This is a genomic window from Massilia sp. CT11-137 (assembly GCF_047302885.1).
Lineage (GTDB): Bacteria > Pseudomonadota > Gammaproteobacteria > Burkholderiales > Burkholderiaceae_D > Telluria > Telluria orientalis.
The window spans coordinates 702,389-716,441 of record NZ_JBKYMP010000001.1 but is presented as its reverse complement, the minus strand read 5'-3'; the positions used below and the strand labels follow the sequence as shown (position 1 = coordinate 716,441).

Here is a 14,053-nt window from a genome sequence, read left to right as displayed (position 1 = left end):
CGGGCTATCGATGCTAGCGGTTTTCGCTTTTGCTACAACTGTTGGAACACAAGCTTGTCAGGTTTCGTTTTTTCCGATTCAAATATCCGTTTTCGAGGCGCCGAAAAGCAAAAAGCCCGCTCAGTGCATACTGAGCGGGCTTTTCTAATAACTAGCCTGACGATAACCTACTTTCACACTGGTTGCAGCACTATCATCGGCGCAGAGTCTTTTCACGGTCCTGTTCGGGATGGGAAGGGGTGGTACAGACTTGCTATGGTCATCAGGCATAACTTGTACGAGTGCCGCTTGCATAGTGCATGCGTCACTCTGAATCCGGAAGAAGCAGTTTTCGTAATCTGTTGTCTCAACAAACAGCTGAACCCTTGCATTGGCAATGACTGCCAAGGTTATAGGGACAAGCCGTACGGGCAATTAGTATCAGTTAGCTTAATGCATTACTGCACTTCCACACCTGACCTATCAACGTCCTGGTCTCGAACGACCCTTCAAGGAGCTCAAGGCTCCGGGAAATCTCATCTCAAGGCGAGTTTCCCGCTTAGATGCTTTCAGCGGTTATCTCTTCCGAACTTAGCTACCCGGCAATGCCACTGGCGTGACAACCGGTACACCAGAGGTTCGTCCACTCCGGTCCTCTCGTACTAGGAGCAGCCCCCTTCAAATTTCCAACGCCCACGGCAGATAGGGACCAAACTGTCTCACGACGTTTTAAACCCAGCTCACGTACCACTTTAAATGGCGAACAGCCATACCCTTGGGACCGGCTACAGCCCCAGGATGTGATGAGCCGACATCGAGGTGCCAAACTCCCCCGTCGATATGAACTCTTGGGAGGAATCAGCCTGTTATCCCCAGAGTACCTTTTATCCGTTGAGCGATGGCCCTTCCATACAGAACCACCGGATCACTATGTCCTACTTTCGTACCTGCTCGACTTGTCGGTCTCGCAGTTAAGCACGCTTATGCCATTGCACTATTAGCACGATGTCCGACCGTACCTAGCGTACCTTCGAACTCCTCCGTTACACTTTAGGAGGAGACCGCCCCAGTCAAACTGCCTACCATGCACTGTCCCCGACCCGGATCACGGGCCAAGGTTAGAACCTCAAACGAACCAGGGTGGTATTTCAAGGTTGGCTCCACGAGAACTGGCGTCCCCGCTTCAAAGCCTCCCACCTATCCTACACAGATTGGTTCAAAGTCCAATGCAAAGCTACAGTAAAGGTTCATGGGGTCTTTCCGTCTAGCCGCGGGTAGATTGCATCATCACAAACATTTCAACTTCGCTGAGTCTCGGGAGGAGACAGTGTGGCCATCGTTACGCCATTCGTGCAGGTCGGAACTTACCCGACAAGGAATTTCGCTACCTTAGGACCGTTATAGTTACGGCCGCCGTTTACTGGGACTTCAATCAAGAGCTTGCACCCCATCATTTAATCTTCCAGCACCGGGCAGGCGTCACACCCTATACGTCCACTTTCGTGTTTGCAGAGTGCTGTGTTTTTATTAAACAGTCGCAGCCACCAGTTTATTGCAACCCTTTCACCCTCATGGAGTAAACCATTCAAGCTACCGGGGCGTACCTTATCCCGAAGTTACGGTACCAATTTGCCGAGTTCCTTCTCCCGAGTTCTCTCAAGCGCCTTAGAATACTCATCTCGCCCACCTGTGTCGGTTTGCGGTACGGTCTCGTATGACTGAAGCTTAGAGGCTTTTCTTGGAACCACTTCCGATTGCTTCGTGTCACAAGGACACACGTCTCGACCCCTTGAATTACGCGCCCGGATTTGCCTAAGCGCCTTCTATGAGTCAAGAACCAACTATTCCAACAGTTGGACAACCTTCCGCGATCCGTCCCCCCATCGCATCATACGACGGTGCAGGAATATTAACCTGCTTCCCATCAGCTACGCATCTCTGCCTCGCCTTAGGGGCCGACTCACCCTGCTCCGATGAACGTTGAACAGGAAACCTTGGGCTTTCGGCGAGAGGGCTTTTCACCCTCTTTATCGCTACTCATGTCAGCATTCGCACTTCCGATACCTCCAGCATCCTTTACAAGACACCTTCTCAGGCTTACGGAACGCTCTCCTACCATATGTGCAAGCACATATCCGCAGCTTCGGTGACTGGCTTAGCCCCGTTACATCTTCCGCGCAGGACGACTCGATCAGTGAGCTATTACGCTTTCTTTAAATGATGGCTGCTTCTAAGCCAACATCCTGACTGTTTTAGCCTTCCCACTTCGTTTTCCACTTAGCCAATCTTTGGGACCTTAGCTGGCGGTCTGGGTTGTTTCCCTCTTGACGCCGGACGTTAGCACCCGACGTCTGTCTCCCAAGCTCGCACTCATCGGTATTCGGAGTTTGCAATGGTTTGGTAAGTCGCAATGACCCCCTAGCCATAACAGTGCTCTACCCCCGATGGTGATACTTGAGGCACTACCTAAATAGTTTTCGGAGAGAACCAGCTATTTCCAGGTTTGTTTAGCCTTTCACCCCTACCCACAGCTCATCCCCTAATTTTTCAACATTAGTGGGTTCGGACCTCCAGGGCGTGTTACCGCACCTTCATCCTGGCCATGGGTAGATCACCTGGTTTCGGGTCTACACCCAGCGACTGTCGCCCTGTTCGGACTCGATTTCTCTACGGCTCCCCTATTCGGTTAACCTCGCCACTGAATGTAAGTCGCTGACCCATTATACAAAAGGTACGCCGTCACCCCACGAAGAGGCTCCGACTGTTTGTATGCACACGGTTTCAGGATCTATTTCACTCCCCTCCCGGGGTTCTTTTCGCCTTTCCCTCACGGTACTGGTTCACTATCGGTCGATTACGAGTATTTAGCCTTGGAGGATGGTCCCCCCATCTTCAGACAGGATTTCTCGTGTCCCGCCCTACTTGTCGTACGCTTAGTACCACCGTTCGAATTTCGTGTAAGGGGCTATCACCCTCTATGGCCAGCATTTCCAGGCTGTTCCACTATTCGATCGACTATCACGTACAAGGCTCATCCCATTTCGCTCGCCACTACTTTGGGAATCTCGGTTGATTTCTTTTCCTGCAGCTACTTAGATGTTTCAGTTCGCCGCGTTCGCTTTGCATACCTATGTATTCAGTATGCAATGACCTAAAAGGCCGGGTTTCCCCATTCGGAAATCTGCGGATCAAAGTGTGTTTGCTCACTCCCCGCAGCTTATCGCAAGCTACTACGTCCTTCATCGCCTGTAATCGCCAAGGCATCCACCATGTGCACTTATTCACTTGTCCCTATAACGTTGGCCCCTGCATGAGTATCAGGGAACGTCATATCGACAAGAGTTCAGCTTACTATGTTTGTTGATACATACAGATTACTACCCTAAGTGTGCATCTGATCGTTAGACCAGCTACACGCTTAAAGAAAACTTTACTTCTTCCAGATTGTTAAAGAACGAGAACTACACTTACCTAAAACCAGCGTCTTACGTAAAGATAGTGGTGGAGGATGACGGGATCGAACCGACGACCCCCTGCTTGCAAAGCAGGTGCTCTCCCAGCTGAGCTAATCCCCCAGTGTAACGTGGTAGGGCTGGTTGGACTCGAACCAACGACCCCCGCGTTATCAACACGGTGCTCTAACCAGCTGAGCTACAGCCCCGAAAACTCTTCTCGTTTAACTTTGAACAGTCGATAAGCGTAGGCGCTTGATGATGGAGCGTTAGCTCCCGTGCCACTCTAGAAAGGAGGTGATCCAGCCGCACCTTCCGATACGGCTACCTTGTTACGACTTCACCCCAGTCACGAATCCTACCGTGGTAAGCGCCCTCCTTGCGGTTAAGCTACCTACTTCTGGTAAAACCCGCTCCCATGGTGTGACGGGCGGTGTGTACAAGACCCGGGAACGTATTCACCGCGGCATGCTGATCCGCGATTACTAGCGATTCCAACTTCACGCAGTCGAGTTGCAGACTGCGATCCGGACTACGATACACTTTCTGGGATTAGCTCCCCCTCGCGGGTTGGCGGCCCTCTGTATGTACCATTGTATGACGTGTGAAGCCCTACCCATAAGGGCCATGAGGACTTGACGTCATCCCCACCTTCCTCCGGTTTGTCACCGGCAGTCTCATTAGAGTGCCCTTTCGTAGCAACTAATGACAAGGGTTGCGCTCGTTGCGGGACTTAACCCAACATCTCACGACACGAGCTGACGACAGCCATGCAGCACCTGTGTTCAGGCTCCCTTTCGGGCACCCTCCAATCTCTCGGAGGTTCCTGACATGTCAAGGGTAGGTAAGGTTTTTCGCGTTGCATCGAATTAATCCACATCATCCACCGCTTGTGCGGGTCCCCGTCAATTCCTTTGAGTTTTAATCTTGCGACCGTACTCCCCAGGCGGTCTACTTCACGCGTTAGCTGCGTTACCAAGTCAATTAAGACCCGACAACTAGTAGACATCGTTTAGGGCGTGGACTACCAGGGTATCTAATCCTGTTTGCTCCCCACGCTTTCGTGCATGAGCGTCAATCTTGACCCAGGGGGCTGCCTTCGCCATCGGTGTTCCTCCACATCTCTACGCATTTCACTGCTACACGTGGAATTCTACCCCCCTCTGCCAGATTCAAGCCTTGCAGTCTCCATCGCAATTCCCAGGTTAAGCCCGGGGCTTTCACGACAGACTTACAAAACCGCCTGCGCACGCTTTACGCCCAGTAATTCCGATTAACGCTTGCACCCTACGTATTACCGCGGCTGCTGGCACGTAGTTAGCCGGTGCTTATTCTTCAGGTACCGTCATTAGCCCAGGATATTAGCCTGAGCCGTTTCTTCCCTGACAAAAGAGCTTTACAACCCGAAGGCCTTCTTCACTCACGCGGCATTGCTGGATCAGGCTTGCGCCCATTGTCCAAAATTCCCCACTGCTGCCTCCCGTAGGAGTCTGGGCCGTGTCTCAGTCCCAGTGTGGCTGGTCGTCCTCTCAGACCAGCTACTGATCGTCGCCTTGGTGAGCCTTTACCTCACCAACTAGCTAATCAGATATCGGCCGCTCCAGGAGCATGAGGCCCGAAGGTCCCCCACTTTCATCCTTGGATCGTATGCGGTATTAGCGTAACTTTCGCTACGTTATCCCCCACTCTTGGGTACGTTCCGATATATTACTCACCCGTTCGCCACTCGCCGCCAGGTTGCCCCGCGCTGCCGTTCGACTTGCATGTGTAAAGCATGCCGCCAGCGTTCAATCTGAGCCAGGATCAAACTCTTCAGTTTAATCTCTGTTTTTGCTACTTTCGTAGCAGATCGCTCACTCAAAATACTGACCGTTACTCATTGCTGAGCAACGTATTTCTTTTGTGTGAACATTTGATAATTTAAGCATTCAGCAGCCACTTACGCGGCTGCTGGCACTTCATCAAACGCCCACACTTATCGACTGTTGATTGTTAAAGAGCTGTATTCGGTACTGCCTTGCTGCGCTTGCGAATCGTTTTGTTCGTCAGCAGCAGAGAAGTGAGATTATGCAGTGTTTCGCTTAACTCGTCAACCCCTCGTCTGTTTTGTCGCGCCGTCGTTACCGACTGATTTTCTTGCGCTGCAAAACAGGAGGCGAACTATAGCAAAGGCTGGCCCCAGTGCGCAAGGGGGTCACGGTACCAAATGCCCGAGAATCGAATACGCCGCCTCCACCCGTGCCGTATTCGGGTAATTCTTATTGGCCAGCATGACGATCCCGACGCGACGCGAGGGCACGAACAGGACATAGGCGCCAAATCCACGCGTCGCGCCCGTCTTGTTGAAAAGCGTCTCCGGCGGCGGGACCTGGGCCGGCTTCAGCCGGACGGCCGGATTCGGCTCGGCGCTCATCTTCGTGGAATTCCCCGCCTGTAGCGCAGCCAGGCTCACGGGCGCGCGGTACTGCTCCCATCCGAGCCCTTGCACGGTATCGCCGATGCGGAAATAACCGGTGTGCGTGCAATCGATGGCGCGCCGCATCGGTTCCGGCAGGCCGCTGGCGTCGATGTTCAGCTGGACGAAGCGGATCATGTCCGCCGCGCTGGCTTTCACGCCATACGTCTCCGCGTCGAACGGTCCGGGGCCGACGCGCACCGGCCGGTTGGTCTTGTCGTAACCCCAGGCGTAGTCGCCCATTGCGCCGCCAGGCACGCGGATATGACTGTGCTTCAGGCCCAGCGCGGGGAACAGCCGGCCTTCGACGGCATCGGCAAACCCGGCGCCCAGCGCCCGCGCCGTCACATGGCCGAACAGCCCGAGACTGGGATTCGAATACCGGCGGAGCGTGCCGGGTGCGGCGTCCGGGCGCCACGTGCGGAAGTAAGCGAGCGCCTGCGCCTCGGTCTCGACGTCGTCCGGGAATTGCTGCGGCAGGCCTCCCGGCGTGTAGGTGCCCAGTTCGAGCACGCTCGCACGGTCGATCGCGCTGCCCTTCAACTGCGGGACGTATTGGCCGGGATGATCCGCGAACGACAGCTTGCCGAGTCCCTGCGCGTAACACGCCAGCGTCGCCGTGACGGTCTTGCTGACGGAGCCCAGTTCGAACAAGGTGTTCTCGGTGACGGGCTTGTACTCCTGTTTCGACGCCTCGCCGTAATTGAAGAACAGTGCCTGGCCATCCACCGTGACGGCGACCGCCATGCCGGGCACGTCGTGCTGCGCCATCAAGGGCTGGATCGCGCGGTCGACGGCAGCGCGCACGGCGGCGGCATCGACGGCGCCGGCCGTCAGCGGCAACAACGACAGGCATGCGAGGGCGATGGATTTCGTAGACAAGGCATTCTCCGCGTTCGTTCGTGACGGGCACCAGTATAGGCACGCAGCCATGTCCGGCGACAGCGCGGCCATCCCGGCAAACCGGGTGTCCGTCACATCGCCGACTTCAGCGCGCCCAGGTAACGCTCGCTGACGGCGACCGTGGCGCCACAACGCAGCGTGAGCCGGTAGCTGCCGTCGCCGACGGAATCCAGCCGCGCGATCTCGCCGCGCCTGACGATCGCGCCGCGGTGCACGCGCAGGAAGGCCTCGGGCGCGAGCAGCGTTTCGAGACGGTTGAGCGTGATGCGGTGCAGGACCGTGCGTCCGGCCAGGTGCAGCTCGACGTAATTCCCGGCCGATTCGATCCACAGGATGTCGGCCACCCGGATCTGTTCGATGCGGCCGACGGAGCGCACGTTGATCCGCTCCGGCCGCGCCGCAGTCTTGCCGGCATCGACGTAATCGCGCAGCGCCGCGCCATAGGCCTCGCGCTGACGCTGTCCGAGCATGGCGCTTATGCGCTCGACCGTCTGGGCCAGGCGTGCATCGTTCAGGGGCTTGAGCAGGTAGTCGAGTGCGTGCACGTCGAACGCGTCGATCGCGTGTTCGCTGTAGGCCGTCACGAACACGATGAGTGGCGGCGCGCATGCGCGGCTGATCTCGCGGGCGAGCACGAGGCCCGATTCGGCCGGCATCTGGATGTCGAGGAAGATGACGTCGACCTCCTGCGCGGCCAGCACCGCGCGCGCGGACGCGGTGCCGTCGCATTCGGCCACGAGCCGCCAGTCCGGATGCGCGGCCAGGGCCAGGCGCAGGTTCGAACGGCTGGGCAGCTCGTCGTCGACGATCAGGTAGCGCACCGGCATGCTCACTCCCGCGCCAAAGGCAGGCGGACTTCGGCCACGAAGCGGCCGTCCGGCAGGGTCGTGCGCAGCGTCGCGGTGGGATGCATGAGGCGCAACCGCTCGCGCGTATTCGCGAGCCCGAGACCCGCGCCGGGATTGGGCGACGCCTGCGCGAGCGCGGGATTCGTCACCCGGATCGTGAGCGCCGCGCCGTCGGACACGAAGGACAGGCGAATATCGCTCGGTCCGTCGTGGCAGTCGAGATCGTGGCGCAACGCGTTCTCGATCAGCGGCTGCAGCAGCAGCGGCGGACAATCGACGTCGTGCAGCAGCGCGTCGTCGCCTTCGATGCGGACCTGCAGCCGGTCGCCGTAGCGCAGGCGTTGCAGGTCGAGGTAGTCGCGGACGAACTGCAGCTCGTCCGCGACGGTCGCCGTATTGCGCACGCTGGCCGACAGCGCGTAGCGCAGCAGGTCGCTCAGGCGGCCGATGCCCCCGAGGGCCAGCGTGCGGTCGCCTTCGCGCACGAGCGCGCTGATCGCATTCAGCGCATTGAACAGGAAATGCGGTTCGAACTGCGCGCGCAGGGCCAGCATGCGCTGCTCTTCCAGCGCGAGGCGCAGATTCAGCATGTCGGTCTGGCTGCGCTGCCACGCCAGTTCGCGCTCGCGCGCCTGCCGCCAGTAGTGGACCGCGAGGATGGCGGCGAACGTGCCCGTCGTCGAGAACCAGCCGACCAGCAGCATCTTCATCAGCAGGCGGCGCGCGTCGTCGACGCTCGCGATGTGCAGGTAGCCGCGCAGCCACGCCATGTACGTCCACTGCGTGGGCTGGAACACGAGCACGAGGCCCACGAACAGCAGGAACACGTTGCGCGGACGGGCGATCAATCCCGGCCAGCGCGCGAGAGCGAGGCTCAGGCCCGCGCTCAGGACGATCAGCGGCACGGCGTACTCCACGAACCACGTCACCAGCAGCGACGGATAGTGGCTGTCGACGCCGAGGCGCAGGTTGTCGCTGTAGGTCTGCAGGGCGCCCAGGGTGCTGATCGCCGTCCACAAGAGCACGACGATGGCGATGGTCCTTACCGCGGGCGGCATCGATGGCGGGGAAATGGCGTGCTGCGTCATCGGGAAAGTATAGCGTGCCGGTGGACCGCAGCCGGCCGCTTCGTCACGTGGAAGCGGCGTTTCGTCACGGCGGCGTGTCCGTCGTACCGGCATGGCCGCAGAATCGGCGACGCATCCTCTTTATCAACTCTCCAGCTACCCATGAAAAACACGATACGCCTGGCTGCCGCGCTCCTGCTCGGCGGCGTCTCCGCTTCCACCGTCGCCGGCATGACGGAGTGGCTCGCGCCGCAGGATCCGTTCCCCGTCTACGGCAACACGTATTACGTCGGCACGCACGGCATCAGCGCCGTGCTGATCACGTCGCCGGCGGGCCACATCCTCATCGACGGCGGTCCGCCCGCCGCGGCCGACCAGGTCGCGGCGCATGTCCGCGCGCTCGGCTTCAAGGTCGAAGACATCCGCTACATCCTGAATGGCCACGATCACTTCGACCACGCGGGCGGCATCGCCGCGCTGCAGAAGATGAGCGGCGCGACGGTGCTGGGCAGCCCGGCGTCTGTCGCCGTGCTGAAGTCGGGCCAGCCGGACAAGCGGGATCCGCAATATCCCAGCCTGGTCCCGATGACACCCGTCGCCAACACGCGCGCGGTACGCGACGGCGAAGTCGTGACACTCGGGCCGCTCGCCGTCACGGCGCACTTCACGCCGGGGCACACACCGGGTGCCACCAGTTGGACGTGGCAATCGAGCGAAAGCGGCAAGACGATGCGCGTGGTGTACGCGGACAGCCTCACCGCCATGGCTGCGGATGGCCGCAGTTTCAGCAGGAATCCGCTCTATCCGACCGCGCGCGCGGACGTCGAGCGTTCGATCGCCACGATCGAAGGACTGGAATGCGACGTGCTCGTGAGCGCGCATCCGGATTTCGGTGATCTTTGGGAGCGGAAGGAGAACAAGACCCTCGTCGATCGCGACGCCTGCCGCAAGTACGCGGCGGTCGCGCGGGAATGGCTGGCGAAGACGCTGGCGGCGGAGGGGCAACAGTGACGGTCATCCGCAAACTGCTGTTGGCGTGCTGCTTCGTGTCCAGCCTGGCCTCGGCCGCGACACCTTATGTGCTCGACGACACGGAGGTGCGCGACGTGCATGCGAATACGCTGAACCGCGACTACCAGGTATTCGTCGCGCTGCCCGATTCGTATCGTTCGTCGAGCCGGCATTATCCGGTGGTGTTCGTCGTCGACGCGAACTACGCGTTTCCGGTCGCGCGCGGTATCGCCCAGCGGCTGGCCAAGCATGCGGGTTTGGAAGAGGCGATCGTCGTCGGGCTGTCGTATGCGAAGGGCGACAGTCCCGTGTATAGCCGGCGCCGCGATTACACGCCGTCGATGCCCCGGGGCCAATATGTCTCCGATATGCCGGGGCGGAGCGCCGCGTTCGGCGAGGCGCAAGCCTATGGCCGCTTCATCGCTGCCGACGTCTTCCCGCTGATCGCCGCGAACTACCGGGCCGACATGAGTCGCAAGATCTTTGTCGGCCATTCGTATGGCAGCCTGCTCGGCCTGCAAGTGCTGTTGAGCGAGCCGGCTACGTTCGACCATTACATCCTCGGCAGTCCATCGCTGTGGTTCGACCAGGGCGTGATGTTCGATCGGGAACAGGCTTATGCAAAGGGACACAAGGATATGCCGGCGTCCGTGTTCTTCGGTATCGGCGGCCGTGAGACATTGCCGGCGAACCGGAAGCGGTCGCGAACGGAAGAGAATGCGGACATGGTCGCGGATCTATGCGACTTCGACGCGGCATTGAAAACGCACCGGTATCCGAACCTGAAAAGCCGGCTCGAAGTATTTGCGGACGAGGATCATGCCAGCGTCTTTCCGCTGGTGCTGACCCATGGCTTGCGGGCGTATCTGAAGAAGGTGAAGTAGAAAGCAAAAAGCCCGCTCAGTATCAACTGAACGGGCTTCTGCATATAACTAGCCTGACGATAACCTACTTTCACACTGGTTGCAGCACTATCATCGGCGCAGAGTCTTTTCACGGTCCTGTTCGGGATGGGAAGGGGTGGTACAGACTTGCTATGGTCATCAGGCATAACTTGTACGAGTGCCGCTTGCATAGTGCATGCGTCACTCTGAATCCGGAAGAAGCAGTTTTCGTAATCTGTTGTCTCAACAAACAGCTGAACCCTTGCATTGGCAATGACTGCCAAGGTTATAGGGACAAGCCGTACGGGCAATTAGTATCAGTTAGCTTAATGCATTACTGCACTTCCACACCTGACCTATCAACGTCCTGGTCTCGAACGACCCTTCAAGGAGCTCAAGGCTCCGGGAAATCTCATCTCAAGGCGAGTTTCCCGCTTAGATGCTTTCAGCGGTTATCTCTTCCGAACTTAGCTACCCGGCAATGCCACTGGCGTGACAACCGGTACACCAGAGGTTCGTCCACTCCGGTCCTCTCGTACTAGGAGCAGCCCCCTTCAAATTTCCAACGCCCACGGCAGATAGGGACCAAACTGTCTCACGACGTTTTAAACCCAGCTCACGTACCACTTTAAATGGCGAACAGCCATACCCTTGGGACCGGCTACAGCCCCAGGATGTGATGAGCCGACATCGAGGTGCCAAACTCCCCCGTCGATATGAACTCTTGGGAGGAATCAGCCTGTTATCCCCAGAGTACCTTTTATCCGTTGAGCGATGGCCCTTCCATACAGAACCACCGGATCACTATGTCCTACTTTCGTACCTGCTCGACTTGTCGGTCTCGCAGTTAAGCACGCTTATGCCATTGCACTATTAGCACGATGTCCGACCGTACCTAGCGTACCTTCGAACTCCTCCGTTACACTTTAGGAGGAGACCGCCCCAGTCAAACTGCCTACCATGCACTGTCCCCGACCCGGATCACGGGCCAAGGTTAGAACCTCAAACGAACCAGGGTGGTATTTCAAGGTTGGCTCCACGAGAACTGGCGTCCCCGCTTCAAAGCCTCCCACCTATCCTACACAGATTGGTTCAAAGTCCAATGCAAAGCTACAGTAAAGGTTCATGGGGTCTTTCCGTCTAGCCGCGGGTAGATTGCATCATCACAAACATTTCAACTTCGCTGAGTCTCGGGAGGAGACAGTGTGGCCATCGTTACGCCATTCGTGCAGGTCGGAACTTACCCGACAAGGAATTTCGCTACCTTAGGACCGTTATAGTTACGGCCGCCGTTTACTGGGACTTCAATCAAGAGCTTGCACCCCATCATTTAATCTTCCAGCACCGGGCAGGCGTCACACCCTATACGTCCACTTTCGTGTTTGCAGAGTGCTGTGTTTTTATTAAACAGTCGCAGCCACCAGTTTATTGCAACCCTTTCACCCTCATGGAGTAAACCATTCAAGCTACCGGGGCGTACCTTATCCCGAAGTTACGGTACCAATTTGCCGAGTTCCTTCTCCCGAGTTCTCTCAAGCGCCTTAGAATACTCATCTCGCCCACCTGTGTCGGTTTGCGGTACGGTCTCGTATGACTGAAGCTTAGAGGCTTTTCTTGGAACCACTTCCGATTGCTTCGTGTCACAAGGACACACGTCTCGACCCCTTGAATTACGCGCCCGGATTTGCCTAAGCGCCTTCTATGAGTCAAGAACCAACTATTCCAACAGTTGGACAACCTTCCGCGATCCGTCCCCCCATCGCATCATACGACGGTGCAGGAATATTAACCTGCTTCCCATCAGCTACGCATCTCTGCCTCGCCTTAGGGGCCGACTCACCCTGCTCCGATGAACGTTGAACAGGAAACCTTGGGCTTTCGGCGAGAGGGCTTTTCACCCTCTTTATCGCTACTCATGTCAGCATTCGCACTTCCGATACCTCCAGCATCCTTTACAAGACACCTTCTCAGGCTTACGGAACGCTCTCCTACCATATGTGCAAGCACATATCCGCAGCTTCGGTGACTGGCTTAGCCCCGTTACATCTTCCGCGCAGGACGACTCGATCAGTGAGCTATTACGCTTTCTTTAAATGATGGCTGCTTCTAAGCCAACATCCTGACTGTTTTAGCCTTCCCACTTCGTTTTCCACTTAGCCAATCTTTGGGACCTTAGCTGGCGGTCTGGGTTGTTTCCCTCTTGACGCCGGACGTTAGCACCCGACGTCTGTCTCCCAAGCTCGCACTCATCGGTATTCGGAGTTTGCAATGGTTTGGTAAGTCGCAATGACCCCCTAGCCATAACAGTGCTCTACCCCCGATGGTGATACTTGAGGCACTACCTAAATAGTTTTCGGAGAGAACCAGCTATTTCCAGGTTTGTTTAGCCTTTCACCCCTACCCACAGCTCATCCCCTAATTTTTCAACATTAGTGGGTTCGGACCTCCAGGGCGTGTTACCGCACCTTCATCCTGGCCATGGGTAGATCACCTGGTTTCGGGTCTACACCCAGCGACTGTCGCCCTGTTCGGACTCGATTTCTCTACGGCTCCCCTATTCGGTTAACCTCGCCACTGAATGTAAGTCGCTGACCCATTATACAAAAGGTACGCCGTCACCCCACGAAGAGGCTCCGACTGTTTGTATGCACACGGTTTCAGGATCTATTTCACTCCCCTCCCGGGGTTCTTTTCGCCTTTCCCTCACGGTACTGGTTCACTATCGGTCGATTACGAGTATTTAGCCTTGGAGGATGGTCCCCCCATCTTCAGACAGGATTTCTCGTGTCCCGCCCTACTTGTCGTACGCTTAGTACCACCGTTCGAATTTCGTGTAAGGGGCTATCACCCTCTATGGCCAGCATTTCCAGGCTGTTCCACTATTCGATCGACTATCACGTACAAGGCTCATCCCATTTCGCTCGCCACTACTTTGGGAATCTCGGTTGATTTCTTTTCCTGCAGCTACTTAGATGTTTCAGTTCGCCGCGTTCGCTTTGCATACCTATGTATTCAGTATGCAATGACCTAAAAGGCCGGGTTTCCCCATTCGGAAATCTGCGGATCAAAGTGTGTTTGCTCACTCCCCGCAGCTTATCGCAAGCTACTACGTCCTTCATCGCCTGTAATCGCCAAGGCATCCACCATGTGCACTTATTCACTTGTCCCTATAACGTTGGCCCCTGCATGAGTATCAGGGAACGTCATATCGACAAGAGTTCAGCTTACTATGTTTGTTGATACATACAGATTACTACCCTAAGTGTGCATCTGATCGTTAGACCAGCTACACGCTTAAAGAAAACTTTACTTCTTCCAGATTGTTAAAGAACGAGAACTACACTTACCTAAAACCAGCGTCTTACGTAAAGATAGTGGTGGAGGATGACGGGATCGAACCGACGACCCCCTGCTTGCAAAGCAGGTGCTCTCCCAGCTGAGCTAATCCCCCGAC

4 protein-coding genes, 3 tRNA genes, 5 rRNA genes and 1 pseudogene are annotated in these 14,053 nt (G+C 56.9%); 2 read left to right on the top strand and 11 right to left on the bottom strand.

Annotated features, from left to right (window positions below; genetic code table 11):
- Positions 1 to 154 precede the first annotated feature (154 nt).
- From rrf (ACEN98_RS03240) to ACEN98_RS03205, 8 genes and pseudogenes are all read right to left on the bottom strand, one after another.
- A 5S ribosomal RNA gene (gene rrf / locus ACEN98_RS03240) occupies positions 155 to 267 on the bottom strand.
- A gap of 126 nt (positions 268 to 393) precedes the next feature.
- Positions 394 to 3,270 (bottom strand): 23S ribosomal RNA (locus tag ACEN98_RS03235).
- A gap of 208 nt (positions 3,271 to 3,478) precedes the next feature.
- Positions 3,479 to 3,554, bottom strand: a tRNA-Ala gene (locus ACEN98_RS03230).
- A gap of 9 nt (positions 3,555 to 3,563) precedes the next feature.
- Positions 3,564 to 3,640: transfer RNA gene (locus ACEN98_RS03225), tRNA-Ile, on the bottom strand.
- An 81-nt stretch (positions 3,641 to 3,721) separates the two neighbouring features.
- Positions 3,722 to 5,250 (bottom strand): 16S ribosomal RNA (locus tag ACEN98_RS03220).
- The 16S, 23S and 5S rRNA genes sit together here with 2 tRNA genes alongside, the layout of an rRNA operon.
- Before the next feature lie 375 nt (positions 5,251 to 5,625).
- A pseudogene (ampC, locus tag ACEN98_RS03215) lies at positions 5,626 to 6,773 on the bottom strand (class C beta-lactamase).
- An 87-nt stretch (positions 6,774 to 6,860) separates the two neighbouring features.
- Positions 6,861 to 7,616 carry a LytR/AlgR family response regulator transcription factor gene (locus ACEN98_RS03210; protein ID WP_413381363.1) on the bottom strand — a complete coding sequence of 252 codons (756 nt, stop codon included), beginning with the start codon at positions 7,614 to 7,616 and terminating at the stop codon, positions 6,861 to 6,863.
- Between the two features lie 2 nt (positions 7,617 to 7,618).
- Positions 7,619 to 8,725: a sensor histidine kinase gene (locus ACEN98_RS03205; RefSeq protein WP_413381361.1), complete on the bottom strand. Its 1,107-nt coding sequence runs from the start codon at positions 8,723 to 8,725 to the stop codon at positions 7,619 to 7,621.
- A 141-nt stretch (positions 8,726 to 8,866) separates the two neighbouring features.
- Between ACEN98_RS03205 and bla the strand changes: the two genes are divergently transcribed.
- Both bla and ACEN98_RS03195 read left to right on the top strand, forming a co-directional pair.
- The gene (gene bla, locus ACEN98_RS03200) at positions 8,867 to 9,715 is read left to right on the top strand and encodes a subclass B3 metallo-beta-lactamase (RefSeq protein WP_413343486.1); all 849 of its coding nucleotides are present in this window, start codon (positions 8,867 to 8,869) and stop codon (positions 9,713 to 9,715) included.
- Positions 9,676 to 10,599, top strand: coding sequence for an alpha/beta hydrolase (locus ACEN98_RS03195; RefSeq protein ID WP_413381359.1), 924 nt, complete (start codon positions 9,676 to 9,678; stop codon positions 10,597 to 10,599). Before bla ends, ACEN98_RS03195 begins: the two co-directional genes overlap by 40 nt.
- A gap of 51 nt (positions 10,600 to 10,650) precedes the next feature.
- Here the strand turns inward: ACEN98_RS03195 and rrf (ACEN98_RS03190) are convergent.
- The 3 genes from rrf (ACEN98_RS03190) to ACEN98_RS03180 all read right to left on the bottom strand — a co-directional run bounded on the left by rrf (ACEN98_RS03190) (position 10,651) and on the right by ACEN98_RS03180 (position 14,050).
- Positions 10,651 to 10,763, bottom strand: a 5S ribosomal RNA gene (rrf, locus tag ACEN98_RS03190).
- Positions 10,764 to 10,889: 126 nt separating this feature from the next.
- Positions 10,890 to 13,766 (bottom strand): 23S ribosomal RNA (locus ACEN98_RS03185).
- A 208-nt stretch (positions 13,767 to 13,974) separates the two neighbouring features.
- Positions 13,975 to 14,050: transfer RNA gene (locus ACEN98_RS03180), tRNA-Ala, on the bottom strand.
- Positions 14,051 to 14,053 lie beyond the last annotated feature (3 nt).

Bases quoted from the DNA above. Each gene is read 5' to 3' on its own strand.
- ACEN98_RS03210 (WP_413381363.1), bottom strand. From the start codon at position 7,616: ATGCCGGTGCGCTACCTGATCGTCGACGACGAGCTGCCCAGCCGTTCG.
- ACEN98_RS03205 (WP_413381361.1), bottom strand. From the start codon at position 8,725: ATGACGCAGCACGCCATTTCCCCGCCATCGATGCCGCCCGCGGTAAGG.
- ACEN98_RS03195 (WP_413381359.1), top strand. From the start codon at position 9,676: ATGGCTGGCGAAGACGCTGGCGGCGGAGGGGCAACAGTGACGGTCATC.
- bla (WP_413343486.1), top strand. From the start codon at position 8,867: ATGAAAAACACGATACGCCTGGCTGCCGCGCTCCTGCTCGGCGGCGTC.